17 protein-coding genes are annotated in these 17,091 nt (G+C 51.7%); 6 read left to right on the top strand and 11 right to left on the bottom strand.

All coding sequences use genetic code 11. From position 1 onward, the window contains the following. Positions 1-218 precede the first annotated feature (218 nt). Together sbcD and sbcC are read left to right on the top strand one after the other, a co-directional pair. Complete coding sequence (gene sbcD / locus GW590_RS04220; protein WP_169401776.1) at positions 219-1,457, top strand: exonuclease subunit SbcD; 1,239 nt, start codon at positions 219-221, stop codon at positions 1,455-1,457. Next, a complete protein-coding gene (gene sbcC / locus GW590_RS04215; protein WP_169401775.1) occupies positions 1,454-4,708 on the top strand; it encodes an exonuclease subunit SbcC in 3,255 nt (1,084 codons plus the stop codon). Before sbcD ends, sbcC begins: the two co-directional genes overlap by 4 nt. Positions 4,709-4,751: 43 nt before the next feature. On the opposite strand, the gene GW590_RS04210 is transcribed toward sbcC, so the two are convergent. Together GW590_RS04210 and mak are read right to left on the bottom strand one after the other, a co-directional pair. Then, the gene (locus tag GW590_RS04210; protein WP_169401774.1) at positions 4,752-6,032 is read right to left on the bottom strand and encodes an O-antigen ligase family protein; all 1,281 of its coding nucleotides are present in this window, start codon (positions 6,030-6,032) and stop codon (positions 4,752-4,754) included. 203 nt (positions 6,033-6,235) lie between these two features. After that, a complete protein-coding gene (gene mak, locus GW590_RS04205) occupies positions 6,236-7,156 on the bottom strand; it encodes a fructokinase (protein ID WP_169401773.1) in 921 nt (306 codons plus the stop codon). Positions 7,157-7,351: 195 nt separating this feature from the next. On the opposite strand from mak, the gene rdgC reads away from it, so the two are divergent. Continuing rightward, positions 7,352-8,266, top strand: coding sequence for a recombination-associated protein RdgC (rdgC, locus tag GW590_RS04200; protein ID WP_169401772.1), 915 nt, complete (start codon positions 7,352-7,354; stop codon positions 8,264-8,266). Positions 8,267-8,356: 90 nt separating this feature from the next. On the opposite strand, the gene ppnP is transcribed toward rdgC, so the two are convergent. The 8 genes from ppnP to GW590_RS04160 form a co-directional block, all read right to left on the bottom strand. Then, positions 8,357-8,647 (bottom strand): pyrimidine/purine nucleoside phosphorylase, encoded by a 291-nt coding sequence (gene ppnP / locus GW590_RS04195; protein WP_169401771.1) that lies wholly within the window; start codon positions 8,645-8,647, stop codon positions 8,357-8,359. Between the two features lie 197 nt (positions 8,648-8,844). Continuing rightward, positions 8,845-9,522 (bottom strand): AroM family protein, encoded by a 678-nt coding sequence (locus GW590_RS04190; protein ID WP_169401770.1) that lies wholly within the window; start codon positions 9,520-9,522, stop codon positions 8,845-8,847. A gap of 4 nt (positions 9,523-9,526) precedes the next feature. Further along, positions 9,527-9,655 (bottom strand): DUF1177 family protein, encoded by a 129-nt coding sequence (locus GW590_RS04185; RefSeq protein WP_408014908.1) that lies wholly within the window; start codon positions 9,653-9,655, stop codon positions 9,527-9,529. Positions 9,656-9,965: 310 nt separating this feature from the next. Further along, complete coding sequence (locus tag GW590_RS04180; RefSeq protein WP_169401769.1) at positions 9,966-10,730, bottom strand: IclR family transcriptional regulator; 765 nt, start codon at positions 10,728-10,730, stop codon at positions 9,966-9,968. A gap of 311 nt (positions 10,731-11,041) precedes the next feature. Continuing rightward, on the bottom strand, positions 11,042-11,233 hold the full coding sequence (yaiA, locus tag GW590_RS04175) for a protein YaiA (protein WP_169401768.1): 192 nt from the start codon (positions 11,231-11,233) through the stop codon (positions 11,042-11,044). A gap of 104 nt (positions 11,234-11,337) precedes the next feature. Continuing rightward, positions 11,338-11,862 (bottom strand): shikimate kinase AroL, encoded by a 525-nt coding sequence (gene aroL / locus GW590_RS04170; protein ID WP_169401767.1) that lies wholly within the window; start codon positions 11,860-11,862, stop codon positions 11,338-11,340. Between the two features lie 227 nt (positions 11,863-12,089). Then, positions 12,090-12,668: a class I SAM-dependent methyltransferase gene (locus tag GW590_RS04165; protein ID WP_169401766.1), complete on the bottom strand. Its 579-nt coding sequence runs from the start codon at positions 12,666-12,668 to the stop codon at positions 12,090-12,092. A gap of 387 nt (positions 12,669-13,055) precedes the next feature. After that, complete coding sequence (locus GW590_RS04160; protein ID WP_169401765.1) at positions 13,056-13,331, bottom strand: YdgH/BhsA/McbA family protein; 276 nt, start codon at positions 13,329-13,331, stop codon at positions 13,056-13,058. Between the two features lie 436 nt (positions 13,332-13,767). On the opposite strand from GW590_RS04160, the gene GW590_RS04155 reads away from it, so the two are divergent. After that, a complete protein-coding gene (locus tag GW590_RS04155; RefSeq protein WP_169401764.1) occupies positions 13,768-14,694 on the top strand; it encodes a DUF808 domain-containing protein in 927 nt (308 codons plus the stop codon). Positions 14,695-14,742: 48 nt separating this feature from the next. On the opposite strand, the gene GW590_RS04150 is transcribed toward GW590_RS04155, so the two are convergent. Further along, on the bottom strand, positions 14,743-15,513 hold the full coding sequence (locus GW590_RS04150) for a class I SAM-dependent methyltransferase (protein WP_169401763.1): 771 nt from the start codon (positions 15,511-15,513) through the stop codon (positions 14,743-14,745). 121 nt (positions 15,514-15,634) lie between these two features. Between GW590_RS04150 and GW590_RS04145 the strand changes: the two genes are divergently transcribed. Both GW590_RS04145 and GW590_RS04140 read left to right on the top strand, forming a co-directional pair. Continuing rightward, positions 15,635-16,441, top strand: a complete 807-nt coding sequence (locus GW590_RS04145) for a helix-turn-helix transcriptional regulator (protein WP_169401762.1) — start codon at positions 15,635-15,637, stop codon at positions 16,439-16,441. A gap of 67 nt (positions 16,442-16,508) precedes the next feature. Then, complete coding sequence (locus tag GW590_RS04140) at positions 16,509-17,084, top strand: GNAT family N-acetyltransferase (protein WP_235955854.1); 576 nt, start codon at positions 16,509-16,511, stop codon at positions 17,082-17,084. The last annotated feature ends 7 nt before the right edge of the window (positions 17,085-17,091 follow it).

Below are 17,091 nucleotides of genomic sequence, written 5' to 3'. Positions count from 1 at the left end.
AATAAGTTAGCGAACTTAATTTTGATTTCGGGCGCCATTATGCGTCACTTTTGTGACAGATTTATGAAAAAAAAGCCAGATCTGCGCTAAGTGTAGCCAAGTCGTCACATTCAGCTTACAGCTTGTCATAAAACGTATTTCTCAACGACAATCCCCGGGGTGGCCGTTTATACTGGCCTAACGCGTCCCCCTGTCACCCTTATCACCAAGAGAAGCTCATGCGACTGATTCATACCTCTGACTGGCATCTGGGTCAGTATTTCTTTACCAAAAGCCGTGCAGCGGAACATCAGGCGTTTCTGCACTGGCTGACTGAACAGGTCGAGCTGTATCAGGTTGATGCGGTGATTGTCGCAGGGGACATTTTTGATACCGGCTCGCCACCCAGCTATGCCCGCGAACTTTATAACCACTTTGTGGTGGATTTGCAGCGTACTGGCTGCCAACTGATTGTACTGGCCGGTAATCATGACTCCGTTGCCACGCTCAATGAGTCGCGTGAGCTGCTGTCCTGTCTGAATACGCAAGTGATTGCCACCGTCGGTGACAGTCTGACAGATCAGCTATTAACGTTAAAACAACGGGATGGTCAACCCGGTGCGGTGCTTTGCGCCATTCCCTTCTTGCGCCCGCGCGATCTGTTGGCCAGCCAGGCAGGACAATCCGGCAGTGAGAAACAGCAGGCATTGCAACAGGCCATTGCCGCGCACTATCAGGCTCTGTTTCAGGCAGCACAGGCGCGGCGTGATGAACTCGGTTTGCCATTGCCGATTATTGCCACCGGCCATTTGACGACCGTCGGTGTCAGCAGCTCTGACTCGGTAAGGGACATTTATATCGGCACGCTGGATGCCTTTCCGGCGCAGGCCTTCCCCGCCGTGGATTATGTGGCGTTAGGACATATTCATCGCGCGCAGAAGGTGGCAAAAAGCGAGCATATTCGCTATAGCGGCTCCCCGATCCCGCTGAGTTTTGATGAATGCGGTAATGAAAAAAGCGTCTATCTGCTCGATTTTAGCGCCGATAAACTGACAGAGGTTACCCCGCTGCTGGTTCCGCGTTTTCAGCCGATGGCGATCGTCAAAGGCACGCTGGCCGAAATAGACAGTCAACTACAAAGCTACGCCGAGGATCCGCAGCAAAAAACAGTATGGCTGGATATTGAGGTCGCCACTCAGGATTACCTCAGTGATATTCAGCGACGGATCCAGGCCATCACCGAGACGCTGCCGGTAGAGGTGGTGTTACTGCGGCGCAGTAAAGAGCAGCGTCAGCACAGTTTGCAGCAGCAGGAAAAAGAGACTTTGCAAGAGTTGAGCGTTGAAGAAGTCTTTGCACGCCGGTTAGCGCTGGAAGAGAGCGAGGATGCGCCGCGTCAGCAACGCGTCCAGACCCTGTTTAGTCAACTACTGGCCCAGGTTGCCAGCGGTCAGTCAGCGGGAGATGACGCCCTGTGAAAATTCTCAGTCTGCGTTTAAAAAATATCAATTCACTGGAAGGTGAATGGAAAATCGATTTTACCGCCGAGCCTTTTGCCAGCAATGGGCTGTTTGCCATTACCGGACCGACCGGTGCCGGTAAAACGACCCTGCTTGATGCCATCTGTCTGGCGCTCTATCACCAAACGCCACGCCTGGATGTCTCGCCCAGCCAAAATGAGCTGATGACCCGTCACACCGCCGAATCCCTGGCAGAAGTGGAATTTGAGGTTAAAGGTATCGGCTATCGCGCCTTCTGGAGCCAGCGACGGGCAGGTAACTCACCCAGCGGCAATTTGCAGGCACCGAAAGTGGAACTGGCGCTGCTGGCCGACGGCAAGATCCTCGCCGACAAGGTGCGCGATAAATTACCCGCCATCGCCGCCCTTACCGGGCTGGATTTTGGCCGTTTTACCAAATCCATGTTGCTCTCCCAGGGGCAGTTTGCCGCCTTTCTTAATGCCAAAGCCAATGAACGGGCCGAGTTGCTGGAAGAGCTGACGGGAACGGAAATCTATGGTCGTTTATCGGTAGAAGTATTCGACCGGCATAAACAGGCGAAAATTGATCTCGATGGTCTGCATCAGCGAGCTGCGGGGATCGAACTGCTCAGCGAAGAGCAGCGGCAGTTGCTGGAAAATGAATTAACCGGACTGGGCGAGCAGGATCTGTCTCTTAGCCAGCAATCGGCGCTGCTGCAACAGCATCTGCACTGGCTGCAACAGTGGCGACAGTCACTACAGCAACAACGGCAGTACCGGCAACAGCAGGCGGAGGTCGAGCAGCAATATCAGCAGGCGCTGCCCGAGCTGCAACGACTGGCGCGCAGCGAGCCTGCCGAGAAACTTCGCCCGCTGTTCAATGAGCAGCAGCGTTGTCAGCAACAACAGCAACAGCTGCAGCAACAGAGTCTGCAGTTAACACAGCAGCAAGAGCAACAACTGACGCAAAAAGGCGGCTTACATCAGGCGTACGAACAGGCAAAGCTGGCGCAGCAGAAACAGCAGGCTGAACAGCAACAGCAGCAACAACTGATAGAAGAGCAGATTTTACCGCTGGATAACCAGATTGTCGGCCTGCTCGACATACAACGCCAACAGCAGCAGACCTACAGCCAGCAGCAACAGCGATGCCAGCAACTCAATGAACAGCTTGCGAAAACGCTCGGCGATCAGCAACAACTGGCGCAAAAAAGTCAGGATTTTCAGCTACGCCAGACGGCGCTAAGCGTGGCACTCAATCAGCAAATCGCGCAGCAAACTGCGCTGGAAACCGGGCAGCCGCAAGCCGCCGCCCGCGCCAGACTCGAGGAGTTGAACAAGCTGCGACCCAGCCGTCAACAGATGGCAACCTTGTCATCGCTTTATCAGCTTCAACGTCAGCGGATGGTGGTGCAGCATCAGGAATTCACCCGACAACAAGCACAGCTTGCCGAGGCGGAAAAGCGGCTTGCAGACATCCGCTTGCAATTCAAACAGCAAAAACTACACCTTGTCGATGTTGAGAAATTGCTCGAGCAAGAACGGCTGATCATCAGTCTGGAAACCGAACGCGCTCGCCTGCAAACTGACCAGCCTTGCCCGCTGTGTGGCTCGACGCACCATCCGGCGATCACTGCCTATCTGGCGGTGGAACCCTCGAAAACGCTGCAGCGGGTGGAGAAAATGCGTCAGGAAATTGAGGTATTGCAAACCTCCGGTACCGAGCTGCGTACCCGCAGCGAAGATCTCAAGGAGCAACAACAGCGACTGCAACAGGTAATAGATCAAGATGAAAGGCAACAGGTAGAGCAACTATTGCAATGGCAGCAGATCAGCGCACCGCTGAAGTTGACCTTTGGTTTGCCGGATGCCAATGCGATACAGCAGTGGCTGACCAGTTGTGATCGGCAAGAAGAGTGCTATCAGAGAATAGTTCAGCAACATGAGCAAATCGCGCAGGCGGTTCATCAGGCAAGGGAAGCGCTACTGTTGGAACAGGATAGACAGCACCAGGTGCAACAGCAGGTAGTGCTGTTAAATGAGCGTGCAGCAATGCTGCAAAAAAATTACAGCGAGGCACAGCAACTCCTGAACGAGCAACAGCAACTGCTGGCACAGAGCGAACAGGCATTATCGCAGCTTCGCAACACAAGGCAGACCCTGTTTGGCGATCGGCAAATTGCCGAGGTACGCGAGCAATTGCGCCAACAACAGCTTGCCTGTGAGCGGACACTAAGTCAGGTCAGCGAGGCATTACAGGCATTGCAACAGCAGTTGGATCAACGCACTGGCCAGTTGGAGAACCTGCAACAAGCACAGCGGCAAAACGATCTTCAACGGCAACAGGCGCAACAGCAATGGCAAGCAGGACTGAACGCCAGCGAATTCAGTGATGAGCAAGAGATGCTGGCGGCGCTGCTGGAACCGGCGCTCAGGCTGCAGATCCAGCAACAGAAAGATCAGTTACAACAGCGCCAGACCCAGGCGGCGACCTTGTTGAGTCAGGCTGGCGAGACGCTGCTACAGTTGAAACAGTCGCAACCGGCAGGTGTGGATGAAACGCAAACCGACGAGGCCACACTAAGCGCAAGCCTGGCAGAGCGGGTGGCACAGCTGCGCCACCTGCAGCAGCGACAGGGGGAACTTCGCAGTCAGTTGGCAAGCGACCGGCAACGGCAAAGTGGCCAGCAGGCGCTGTTTGATGAAATCACCCGTTCCCAGCAACACTATGACGACTGGAGCTATCTCAATCAGATTATGGGTTCCAGTGATGGTGCCAAGTTCCGACGATTTGCTCAGGGATTGACGCTGGAACACCTGGTCCATTTGGCTAATAAACAGATGGACAAACTGCATGGCCGTTATCTATTGCAGAGGAAAAGCAGTGATGCCCTTGAGCTGGAAGTGGTCGATACCTGGCAGGCGGATGCGGTACGCGATACGCGAACATTATCCGGTGGAGAGAGCTTTCTGGTCAGTCTGGCGCTGGCGCTGGCGTTATCGGATCTGGTCAGTGATAAAACCCGCATCGACTCATTATTCCTCGACGAAGGCTTTGGCACCCTCGATGCCGATACCCTGGATACAGCGCTTGATGCGCTGGACAGCCTGAATGCCAGCGGTAAAACCATTGGCGTGATCAGTCACGTGGAAGCCATGAAAGAGCGCATCCCGGTGCAAATCAAAGTCAGAAAAGTGAACGGTCTGGGTATTAGCCGACTGGACAGCCGTTTTAGCGTGGATGGCTGATTATCATGGACCGTCGAGCAGCGCCCGGCGGTCCGTTTTTTACTTAACCCGCGATCTTCTCATCCGTGCCGCTGATACAACTCAGCCTGGAAAGCAAAATCACACTCGTTAGCAGCACAATGTATTCCACCGAGGTTAATACCACGTCGGTCATACCGTAGAGCAGCGCCGACAGCGTTACCACCGAGACCGGATTGAGCAGCAAGCCAGAAATGCCATTGCGGAAAATCAGCCGTCCAAAAAAGAACAACAGCGTCAATATGCCAAATATCCCCGACAGGGAGGCGTTCTGAATAAACTCGTTATGCAAATGGACATCAATATATTCCAGCGCCCACGAATTCTGCTGATTATGACTGTCTAAATAGGCTCTGATGCGCGCATTACGGGTATTCTCGGTTTCCCCAAATGGAGCCTCTTTAAAGGTCATAATGCCCATTTTCCACATGGTAAAACGGGAACCTAAAGAAGTACGGTCATTGCCCTGCTGGTAAAGGTGGACTTCATCAAAAGTGCTATCGACGCGCATCTTGACCATCGACCAGCGTGAGCCCACGCCGGCAACCACCATCAGCAGTAACAGCAGCGCCCCCAGCGACATCGGCGTCAGTTTTTTATCCTGCCACAGCGAAGCCAGCACCAGCAAAACGGCAAGGAAAATATGCAGCGCCATCGCCGAGCGTGTTTCCGTCAGGAAAATCACCGCCACCGACAGCAGCCCCATCAGTAATAAAGCGAGGTATTTTTTTGATGAAGTGCTGTGCCGGGCAATCAGCGTCATTAGCGCCAGCGACAATGCGCTGTAAGCATAGGCGGTCATGGTGGCTCTGTTGATGCCCAGAATAATACGATCCTGGGAGGTGAACCCCTGCCAGACTGCGTAGGCACTGGAGAGCACAAAGGCCGTGGCCAGTGAAATCATTGCCCAGCGTTTAATCGTAATACTGCGCAGCATACCTTTTTGGCATCCCCAGCAGACATACAACGCAATCACACCCGCTAAAAACCAGCGCTTGGCCGGGGTAAACAGCAGCCATTCGGCGGTCTGGTAGTGCAATGAATAGTAAGCAAAAAGTGACCAGATAGCATACAGCGCCGCCAGTGCAAACAGTGGCAAGGCATAACGCGAAGCACGACATACACTCCGAAACTCCCGGTAATTTACCGCCACACCCACAACCGAAAAATAGCTGCAGTAGTAGAAGATCACCCGGCCGGTTTTTTCATGAATAAAGCCGCCAGGCAAAATACACAGCAAAAGAACCAGTACGACAATAAACAGATAGTAATTAAATTTATCTCGTCCAACTAAACCTGACGCCATTCTCATTTCCCACGGTAACTGCTTTGCAATTTTTATGGCGGTATTACGCCATAAAAATATTCAGACCGCCATCATCGAAATCAGAATCGATTTTTAATCGACTGATCTTCTTGTTGATAAGCGGATAAAACCCTTATCAGCCGAGGTGGTTAACGGTATCTATCGGGGCTGATGCGCAGCCCATCGTTAAAGCAACTCATTGTTTATAAGGAAAAACGCCCCTGCGGCCATAACCAGGCAGCACCGCGAACACCGCTGGAATCACCGTGCACCGCTTTGCGGATCGGCGTTTCACACTCACCGCCAAATACCCACTGTTTGATTAACAAAGGCAGAGTCTGATAGAGACGATCGACGTTGCTCATACCACCGCCGAGGACGATAACGTCCGGATCAAGAATATTGACCACATTGGCCAATGCCTTGGCCAGTCGGCGTTCATAACGTCCCAGCGCCAGCTCGGCAATGGCATCATCCTGCGCCACCAGCCGAATAATCTCCGCCCCTTTCAGACGCTGTCCAGAGAGTCGGAAGTAATCTTCCATAAAACCGGTGCCCGAGACAAAAGTTTCGACACAGCCGATTTTTCCGCAGTAACAGGGGACTTCATGCTGGAAGTGAATTTCATCGTCATCGGGCCAGGGTAAAGGATTATGTCCCCATTCCCCGGCATTGCCATTGCCACCGGCATGCGCCACGCCATCAAGAGCAATCCCGGAACCGCAACCTGTGCCGATAATCACCGCAAACACCGTTTTTTGGCCGGCACCCGCGCCGTCGGTTGCCTCGGAAACCGCCAGGCAGTTGGCATCATTGGCAATGCGCACTTCACGACCGAGCAGCAGAGCCAGGTCCTCGTCCAGTTTTTGTCCATTTAACCAGACTGAATTGGCATTTTTTACTTTGCCGCTAAAGGGCGACAGGGTTCCAGGAATGCCTAGCCCTACGCTGCCGCGGTGTCCGGTGGCCTGTTCAGCATCCGCAATCAGATCGGCAATCGCCTGTAACGTTCGCGGATAATCATTATGTGGAGTATCCACCCGTTTGCGAAACAGCTCCTGCCCTTCATCTGACAACGCAATCACTTCTGTTTTCGTCCCACCGAGATCGATTCCTATACGCACAAGCTGTCTCCCCTGCCGACTATTTTTACCCATAAGCTTATAACAATATGGCTCAAATGCAGCGTTAATGATAAACGCTCTCTATTGAAGGCCAACAATTTTTTGTTAACGACTGATGGCGCTCAATTGGTTATCATGCCGCCCTGCTTAGCATTTATTTTTGCGCATCGAGCGTGACGAGACAGGGATAACATTATGTTATGGTTTAAAAATTTACTGGTTTACCGCTTAAGCCGTGAAATCTCACTGTCTGCTGATGAGATGGAAAAACAGCTTGCCGCCTTCACTTTTACCCCATGCGGTAGCCAGGATATGGCAAAAACTGGCTGGGTTTCACCTATGGGTTCTCACGGTGGCGATGCCCTGACTCACGTCAGCGGCGGACAGATCCTGATTTGTGCGCGTAAAGAAGAGAAAATTCTGCCCTCTCCGGTGATCAAGCAGGAGCTGCAGGCCAAAATCGAGCAAATCGAAGGCGAGCAACATCGTAAACTCAAGAAAACCGAAAAAGATTCGCTGAAAGACGAAGTGCTGCATAGTCTGATGCCGCGCGCTTTTAGCCGCTTCAGCCAAACCTTTATGTGGCTCGATACCGTTAACGGTCTGATTATGGTTGATGCCGGCAGCGCCAAGAAAGCCGAAGACATGCTAGCCCTGCTGCGCAAAAGCCTGGGTTCATTACCCGTAGTACCGTTAACCATGGAAAACCCTATCGAGCTGACGTTAACCGAATGGGTACGCTCGGGTCAGACGCCAGCAGGTTTTACCCTGCAGGACGAAGCGGAGCTGAAAGCGATTCTGGAAGACGGTGGCGTGATCCGCTGCAAAAAACAGGCCTTGGTCAGCGACGAAATTGCCACCCATATCGAAAATGGCAAAGTGGTGACCAAACTGGCGGTTGACTGGCAGGAACGTATTCAGATCGTGTTGGCCGATGACGGCAGCATCAAGCGTTTGAAATTTGCCGATGTGATCCGTGAACAGAATGATGATATTGACCGCGAAGATTACGCACAGCGTTTTGATGCCGATTTTATTCTGATGACCGGTGAACTGGCGGCATTGATTAGCAATTTGATTGAAGCCCTGGGCGGCGAAGCACAAAAATAATCCTCCCCTAGGGGGAGGTTAACCTGCAGCCAACACAGCAGATTGCAGGATGAAGGGTATTGCTTACGCGCAATACCCTTACCCCATCACTTACTTCGACAGGTACTTACACAAATAAGAACTGGTTTCGGCAACCTGCAGGTTAAACTCGCTGTTTGCTGGTACGTAAAAAGTTTCACCCGGTGTGAAACGTTGCCAATCTGGCGAACCTGGCAATAATACGGTTAATGAACCGCTGACTACGGTCATCTCTTCCGGCTTGGCGGTACCAAAAGTGTACTCACCCGCTTCCATCACCCCAACGCTGGCAGCACCGGTACTGTCGCTGTCGAAACCAATCGACTTAACTTTCCCGCTAAAATACTCATTATTTTTCAACATAGATTGGCCCTTCGCGATACATTTCAGAAACTCCATATTATGGGCAGAGGCAAGCTTCTGTCACTGATTTTTATTGTCGGATGAGTGACAGTCGACTTGCCCCGCAAAGCGGCAAGTCGCCGATTGATTTTAGCGTCGTCAACTGCCATTGTGGGCAATTGTCCCGGTTTTGATCAGCCGTTGTCAGGGCGGTGGTTTTACATCAGCAGCTCTGAAGCCAGTTTGGCAAGCAGGGTATTAGACAGCATTACCGGCACATCCAGCTGCTTTTGGATAATATCGCAATGGGCGTGCTGGTAGCCGATACAGTCCAGCACTACCACCTGAGCCCCCTGGGCGCGCAAGGAGAGTGCGGCATCGATTAACCCTTGCTCATCGTCAAGGTAAGGATTGGCCGCCGCAAAACAGGGTTTCTTGGCCAATTTTAGCCACTTGCCAGCCTGGTTTTCAATTTGCGAGGCGGCCGGGACAACAATCCCGACCTGGTTGTTACCGACAATAGCGCCAATCAACGGCGGGATAATACGGTCAGGTTCAAGCAACATCGCCTGCCGGGCACGCAGATGATGAAACTCATCGGTGCCGAGCAACAAAATCGTGTCGCATCCTTCGCCTTCCAGCCAGTTAATTTTTTGCTGTAGTGCCTGCTCAACGCGAGCAGATGACAGACTGATCTGCGAGCCGTCCAGCAGGCAAGAGACCAGCATGTCCTCCCCTGACTCGGGGGAAAAATCCTGTTCAATTTGTTCTCGCGTCATGCCGTCGAGCAGACCGGTATGGGTGACCTGTTCAGCAGGAAGGTATTCATCCAGTAACGGCATAATGCCACTGCGCGGGGTCTGACCTACGGTCAAGGTAACAAAGGAAGTGATCATCTTATTAGTCTCTGCTTTGCGGGTGACGCAAGCTTCCATACAGCGACAACAACAGGTGGTATTCATCAGCATCGAAGAATTGGCCGGTGCCGTGTCCAGACTCTTTTGCCACTTCAATGGCAAATTTCGTCACTAAAACAGTGTCACTTGTGTGGTTTGCGTCAGTCGTGCAAACGGGTCGACAACATCCGCACCTTACAAGGGCAGGTTTTCGCACCAGGTAAGTCTGTGCGGGGTTGTCGCACCATCATGACACTTGTTCTCTAATGCTCGCGGCAGGTGTCGAACAGACACAACTTCCAAAACAACCGCGTATTTGCTGGCTTTATTTGCAAGCCTACTTATTTATTAATATGGCTCACAGGAGCCCTGGTGTTGACACAATATTCTACTTGTCTGACAGACCTCTCTTTTTGCGACGAGCTATCAGGCTCTGACTAACTTCATTGCCAATATTCATCGCCCAACTTTTCGGCAAGTTGCCGAGTGACCGACACTATCCCTTCACGTATCCCCGCCGGTAAGGCATCGCCATCACGCGGCGAAGGAAAAGATAACCCCAAACCTACCATCTCATTGCGGTGCTTATTGGCAATACTGGTTGCCAGACCGCTGATCCCCTGCAGGGTTTCGTTATGGGCAAAAGACCAGCCGGTTTCGCGGATCTCGGACAGACACTTGAGTAAGGCATCCAGCGTCTGTGGCGAGTTGGGCGAGTTCACCCGATAGCCTTCTCGATAACGTGCTATCACCTGTTGGTCGCTATATCTGGCCAACATGGCGCGACCGATAGAGGTTTCTGCGGCAGGCAACAAACTGCCTGCCGGGGTGATAACCTGTAAATAAGTACGCCCCGGGAACATGCGCATCACCATAATGTCCCGATCCTCAAGCATCGACACATAGCCGGTGCATTGAGTCTGCTTGCTAAGCTGCGCCATATAGGGAGAAGCGGCATCCACTAATGGCGTACAGAGGTAATGGCTGGAGACCGCCAGCAACAAGCGACCAATCTTGTACAATCGCGAGTCAGGATCCCTTTCCAGCAGCCCCTCCGTCTCCATGGTCACCAAAAGGCGCGAAACGGTGCTTTTTGGCATTGCCAACTGTTCGACAACATCACTGAAAGAGAGACCAGGATGCCCCTGTCTGATGCCCTTTTGCGAAAAGAGCTTAAGCACTGCGGCTGCGTTTTCTAGTGTTGTCACAATTCGAGTTCCACTATTAGGAACTGAGTTCCTGATTAAGTGAAACAAAAATTAATGCTGATACGGTTTAGCGTCAAGCAGTTTATTTTTTTCTAAGGTGCTAGCGGCAGTGAATCATCTCTCTCCACGGAGTATCGCCGGGACAGCTTACTAACAAATTATTCACAACCAGTTATAAACGCCAAAAATATAGCTAATGACGATTTTTTGCTCTATTTTATCGACAAGAGAAACGTTTCGATGGCGGTAAAAAAGGCAGTTGATAATAAGGCGCTGCCCGGCGTTTGGCAACAGGCAGCCCCCTGACCTGGCTAGCTGATACTTTCATCCTCATAGCGGCGCTTGGCGTCTTCCGCCTCTTGCCTGGTCTCGTGCTCACTGATTAACGTATCCGGCTTGGGATGGTCGGCACGCAGTTGGTACCAGGTTTCCGTCTGACCAGGCTGCCCTTTTTCAACGGTGATAATGTCAGCTTTGCGTGGATAAGGGGGTTTGGTAGGCATAGATACTCCTGTAAATAATGACGAGTATCGCTAAGTATAGACGGTCATTGATCTTTGCGGCAGGAGGCGGCCAACGCCTCCTTTCAGCTTGGGGAAGGGACAGATTATCGCGCGATTTGCAGCGCAAGAACGTCGAGGATATCGCTCACAACCACAGAAGGGTTTTGCGTACCGTCCATAATAAAATGGGCAGCTTCCTGATACAGGGCTTCACGCTCGTTGAGCACTTGCGAGATCTCTTCATTAATGGGTTTACCGGTCAGCGTAGGACGCTGGTCCTGCAGGGGGGCATCTTCAAGACGGAGCGCCAGGGTGGAGGCCGGAGAGCGCAGATAAATTACCGTCCCCTTCTCGCGCATAAACTGCCGATTTTCCGCTGACAAAATGGCCCCGCCGCCGGTGGCCACTACGGTATTAGGCGCGCTGATATTTTGTAGTGCCTGAGTTTCACGACGACGAAAACCTGACCAACCTTCACGGGCAACAATGTCGGCAACGCTCAGCTGCGAGGTGTGCAGCAAATAAATATCGGTATCAACAAAGTCATACTGCAACACCTGTGCAAGCGCCCTGCCGACCGTTGTTTTACCTGCGCCACGAGCGCCTATCATGAAAATGGGTTGCGTCATTACCGCTATCCTTATGTGCCAGGAAACTCTTTGAACCTAACGTAATAAAAACCGCTAGCTGTCTTTAAAACAGAGAAAAAGCCCAATCCACGGATCCCTCACCGCTGACAACGCCTGATCATCAGGTTCACTCTACAATTTCAAGCTTGGCATCATACCGATAAAAAATAAATTGGCAATCCCTGTAAACGGGGTGTAAAAATAAATTTACATGACAATGTATTGAATTATATGGGCTTACATATATATACCAGTGCCGGTGGAAAGTTTTTTACTACACGAATTTTTTTCCAGGTGAAATAGCGCGATAACATCTTTTCCGACAAATGACTGTACTGAAACTGAATCATTACCCCATTGTTCTCTTTCAAGCGCTGCTGTGTACGCTGCAAAATTCTCATACTGGTACGCACGGGAATAGAAAGCAGTGGCAGGCAAGAAAACACCACATCAAAATCACCCGCAAGATGCTCAGCCGAGTGAGCCATGACTTGCAAACGCTGATCGTCGAGCATATTGAGTTTATGGACAAAATTTGGCTGTATTTCAAAAGCCTGTAGCTGGGCATCGGCGCGCATAGTGTCAAGAATGCGTTTGGTCAGCACACCATCTGCGGCACCGAGTTCGGCAATGTTCAGCGTTTTGCTCCAGTCCACCTGATTTAACATCGCCCGACACAACCACGGCGAAGAAGGTGCCAAGGTCCCGACAGTGCGTGGTGAAGAGATAAAGTTCTGCAGATAGGAAAACTGGTTCTTGATGGTTATTTTTGTTGCATTGATAGTTAGTCTTGTTGCATTTAGCATGTTTATAACCCCCTGGGGAAGTAGACCACTATCACACCAAAAAATTCTTAATGAACAAGCAATAACATCCATTATTTTTAGACAGGTTTGCAGCGCACTTTCTATATAAGAAACATCTTAATTATTGGCGTGTTCATAAACTTCGGGCCTAATAGAAAATAAGCCCTCGTCGTTAGCTTACATTTTTTAACTTGGGATGAAAACGAACGATCGCATAAGCAGGAAAAGGCAATCTGTGGAATAGTGAATGAAATGGCTTACGGGAAATATAGCGGATATTCAAACAAAGAGTAATAAAAAAATCTGCAAAACGTCAACCGGGGAGTACAACCGTCAGATGCGATTTAGCAGGGCAAGCCCTTGTCGCACCTGACGGATAATTACAGCTTATCGATAGAGCTCAACGCTGGCTCTTGCCAGACTTGAATCTCCCGGTGTGCTGATACCAATTACCCGGTAATGGCTGGCACCGGCTTCTTCGGCTTTTTCATTCATGGCCGCCTTCAGGCTTAAGTCGGCGGTATTATCCTGGCGGACATCCACCACGCCAAGGGACTGATAATTGCTGCCTTGGGCCTGAGCATCGCTGATTTGTGTTGCTGCCAGAGCAGAAAAAGATGCGGTGGTGATCAGTGCTGCGGCAAATAAAGGTAAGATTTTCATGATTAACGCCTCGATTGTAAATTATTGGGCAGGTTGCTGTTGCTTAATAACAGGATGTGCTCCTGAACTCATTATCAACAAAGCAATGCAAGGCGACGTCATGGCAAGTAAAAAACATTAAGTTTTATGACGAAAATATGGAGGAAATGATAATAAAAATTTCATAACAATTGAGCGAACAGCAAGGTAATAAGGTGTTGTGCAGGCCAGGAGAAAAGCGACAGCAGGGAATGGACAGTCTCCCCCCACACTCGCATACATCGACGTCTGATAGCAATCGCTGTTATGATTCTTTTAAGGGTTTTAATTGTAAATTTCGCTCTAGGGTAGACGCAGTTGATTCACATTGCCTGCAAGCTGTTAACAGGCCTGAACCCTATATTTACCAGGACGCCGTTGCCAGTAACGGATGTCGCCAATCTTTCAGGGAGTCTCTATGGCAGGAACCAGCCTTTTGGCATTAATCGACGATATCGCCTCTATTCTTGACGATGTCGCCGCCATGAGCAAAGTGGCGGCAAAGAAAACCGCCAGTGTATTGGGCGATGATTTGGCGCTCAATGCGCAACAGGTTTCCGGGGTCAAGGCAGACCGAGAGTTACCTATTGTCTGGGCAGTGGCGAAAGGATCGCTTATCAATAAAGCCATTCTGGTGCCTCTGGCGCTGTTGATCAGTGCCTTTGCCCCCTGGGCCATCACCCCGTTGCTGATGATTGGTGGCGCTTATCTATGCTATGAAGGCTTTGAAAAAATCGCCCATAAATTACTGCCGCATAAGCCTGAATCTGTTGCGGAAAAAACCGAGGCCAGCGCCGGGGAAAAGTCATCGGCAGATGCGGCCAAAACGGAAAAAGACAAAATAAAAGGGGCTGTGCGGACCGATTTTATTCTCTCTGCCGAAATCATTGTTATTTCCCTGGGTACGGTGTCGTCTGCCGCCTTTATCGACCAGGTGATGGTCATGGTGACCATTGCCGTGGTGATGACTTTTGGCGTCTACGGACTGGTGGCCGGGATTGTAAAAATCGACGATGCGGGTCTGTATTTAAGCCAGCTCCGCGGTGAAGGCGCTTTTATGTCGGTGGTACGGCGCAGCGGCGCGACTATTGTCAATGCCGCTCCCTTGCTGATGAAAACCCTGTCGGTGGTGGGTACCTTTGCGATGTTTTTAGTCGGCGGCAGTATTATCAGCCACGGCCTGCCTTTTATACATCATCTGCTTGCAGACCTGACCGCCGGCCATCAGGGATGGGTTAATTCACTGATAACCGGCGCGGCAGATCTGCTGGTGGGTATTCTGGTCGGTGCCATAGTGCTGGCGGTAGTGCTGGTGACCAGCCGACTATTTAACAAAAAAGCCTGAATTGACGGGCCATCACCTGGCCCGTTACCCGTTTATTTGCCATAAGATCTAGCTGCGGCTGCCTTCAATCAGCACAATATCGGTCTGGAAGGTGCCATCAGGCTGAATGGCAAAGTAGTCAACCACCTCTTGCGAAGACACTTGCTGTAACTGGCGAATGGCCAGCACAAAATGTTCTGGCGTGCTTAATCTCGCGACCCAGCTGGAGAATTCCAGCGTCAGTCTGTCTGTCGACAATTGGCTAATGCGCAAACCGGCCTCATTAAACATCTGCAACCATTCGCCGGTGGCATAGCTGCGTACGTGCGAGGTATCACGCAGTTTCTCGACGGTCTGCAAATGCACGTCGAGCAGCGGATGTCCCGGTGAACAGGTATCCATGATAATCACTTTGCCGCCAGGTTTCAGTACGCGGCGAACCTCACGCAGTGCCTGGCCGACATCATGCCAGTGGTGCGCCGAATAGCGACTGATGACAATATCTATGCTGCCATCGGCAAAAGGCAAACACTCGGCGTATCCCTGCTGCACATCAATATTATGCAATCCCTTTTCTGCCGCAGCCTGCCTGACTACCTCAAGCATCGGTTGTGACAAATCATAGGCGATCACCGAGCCGACAGCACTGGCTGCGGTAAAACTCGCATGCCCGGCCCCGCAACCCAGATCCACCACCCGCGCCTCGGGGTAAGGTGCCAGCAAGCTCGCCAGTTGCCGCAAATCGGCCCCCTGGGCATGGACCTGACTGGTTAAATAATTTCCGGCATGTGGGCTAAACTTGTGATTTACATCTTGCGTATGACTGTTTTTATTATCCATTGCGTTTCTCTTTATCGCGGGGGAACAGGCGTAAAAACACTCTACACCTGGCCCTATACGGGTACAATATGACCATTTATACTGGTATGAGTTACTCCCTGGTTAAAAAACGAGTGTGCTGATGACCACCATTGATCCTTTGACCGGCCCCAAAGCCTTAGGCGCATTCTTACGCGCTCATCGCGAACGTACCACACCAGAAATGGTAGGATTGCCTCAGGTGTCCCGGCGCAGAACCAGCGGTTTGCGGCGGGAAGAACTGGCACAAATCAGCGGTATCAGCACCACCTGGTATACCTGGATCGAACAGGGACGGGAGGTTTCTATCTCTGCCGCCGCCCTTGCCCGACTGGCACAGGCGCTACGCTTACGCCCGGCGGAACAGGAGTACCTGTTTACGCTGGCCGGGGTGAAAAACCCCCAGGCGCGTCCTGCGGCCCAGGCTGCCGATAGCCACCTGTCCCATTGTGTGCATCTGCTTAATTGCCCCGGCTACCTGATCGACAGTTGCTGGAATATGCTGGCATGGAATAGTCATGCCGGGCAGCTGTTTGCTGGCTGGCTGGAACGCGATCCGCAGCCAAATTTGCTGCGTTTTATGTTTCTCCATCCCCTGGCGCAAACGCTGCTGATTGACTGGGAGGCCAGAGCACAGCGCGTAGTGGCCGAGTTTCGTGCCGAGACCAGCCATTACGCCCATTCCGAGACTCTTCGACAGTTAGTCCTGACACTACGCGAGGAAAGCAGCGTATTTAATCGCTGGTGGACGCAGCAAGAAGTGCTGGCCCGCCAGGGCGGTGAACGCCGCTTTCAGCATCCGCTGCGTGGCCAGATTTGTTATCACCAGCAAACCCTGGTGCCGGCGGGCAGCAGTGAACTTCGTCTGGTGATGCTGGTTGAACAAAGCGAGGATCGGCACGTCAGCTAGTGGCGGTAGAACCGTTAATTGACATCCTCAGTGAGGATATGTGAGTCTGCCTGATAAGGTTAACAATATGAATCGCAGGGGATCATCAGGTATGTTTAGTCGACTGATTTACCAGGATGCCAGTCTGGAAATTCGTTTTCCTAATGAACTGGAAGCGCCTTTACATTTCGATGCCATACACACTTCGATCCGCGAGATCGGCGTCTGGGAAAGCTGGTGCAGCGAAAACTATTGCCTGGAAGACAGCCGGCAATACCTGCTTGATTCCTACGTTAAACGCCAACGCGGCCAGGAATATCGCTTTTGTCTGTATGAACTGGACAGTGGCAGGATTGTCGGTTCAGTGGCCATTAATCGTATCGTGCCGGAATATAAAACCGCCAATATAGGCTACTGGATCCGCAGCGATAGCACCGGCCGTTCGCTGGCCGTCACCGCCGTCAAGGCCATAGCCCGTTTTGCTTTTGACGAACTGGGCATGACGCGCCTGGAGATTGTTGCCATGTCCGGCAATCTACGCAGCTGTCGCGTGGCCGAAAAATCGGGTGCCGTGTCGGAAGGCCTGCACCGTAATCGTCTTTACCTGCGCGGGCAACCTCGGGACGCCTGGGTCTACTCCCTGATACCCGGCGATTTACCGTAATAACGCC

Source organism: Rouxiella aceris, from assembly GCF_012933545.1.
Lineage (GTDB): Bacteria > Pseudomonadota > Gammaproteobacteria > Enterobacterales > Enterobacteriaceae > Rouxiella > Rouxiella aceris.
This window is presented reverse-complemented; position numbering and strand designations above follow the sequence as displayed.

What these genes read in the sequence shown, in the direction of transcription:
- sbcD (WP_169401776.1), top strand. Translation starts at nt 219, where the DNA reads ATGCGACTGATTCATACCTCTGACTGGCATCTGGGTCAGTATTTCTTT.
- GW590_RS04210 (WP_169401774.1), bottom strand. Translation starts at nt 6,032, where the DNA reads ATGGCGTCAGGTTTAGTTGGACGAGATAAATTTAATTACTATCTGTTT.
- rdgC (WP_169401772.1), top strand. Translation starts at nt 7,352, where the DNA reads ATGTTATGGTTTAAAAATTTACTGGTTTACCGCTTAAGCCGTGAAATC.
- ppnP (WP_169401771.1), bottom strand. Translation starts at nt 8,647, where the DNA reads ATGTTGAAAAATAATGAGTATTTTAGCGGGAAAGTTAAGTCGATTGGT.
- GW590_RS04190 (WP_169401770.1), bottom strand. Translation starts at nt 9,522, where the DNA reads ATGATCACTTCCTTTGTTACCTTGACCGTAGGTCAGACCCCGCGCAGT.
- yaiA (WP_169401768.1), bottom strand. Translation starts at nt 11,233, where the DNA reads ATGCCTACCAAACCCCCTTATCCACGCAAAGCTGACATTATCACCGTT.
- aroL (WP_169401767.1), bottom strand. Translation starts at nt 11,862, where the DNA reads ATGACGCAACCCATTTTCATGATAGGCGCTCGTGGCGCAGGTAAAACA.
- GW590_RS04165 (WP_169401766.1), bottom strand. Translation starts at nt 12,668, where the DNA reads ATGCTAAATGCAACAAGACTAACTATCAATGCAACAAAAATAACCATC.
- GW590_RS04160 (WP_169401765.1), bottom strand. Translation starts at nt 13,331, where the DNA reads ATGAAAATCTTACCTTTATTTGCCGCAGCACTGATCACCACCGCATCT.
- GW590_RS04155 (WP_169401764.1), top strand. Translation starts at nt 13,768, where the DNA reads ATGGCAGGAACCAGCCTTTTGGCATTAATCGACGATATCGCCTCTATT.
- GW590_RS04150 (WP_169401763.1), bottom strand. Translation starts at nt 15,513, where the DNA reads ATGGATAATAAAAACAGTCATACGCAAGATGTAAATCACAAGTTTAGC.
- GW590_RS04145 (WP_169401762.1), top strand. Translation starts at nt 15,635, where the DNA reads ATGACCACCATTGATCCTTTGACCGGCCCCAAAGCCTTAGGCGCATTC.
- GW590_RS04140 (WP_235955854.1), top strand. Translation starts at nt 16,509, where the DNA reads ATGAATCGCAGGGGATCATCAGGTATGTTTAGTCGACTGATTTACCAG.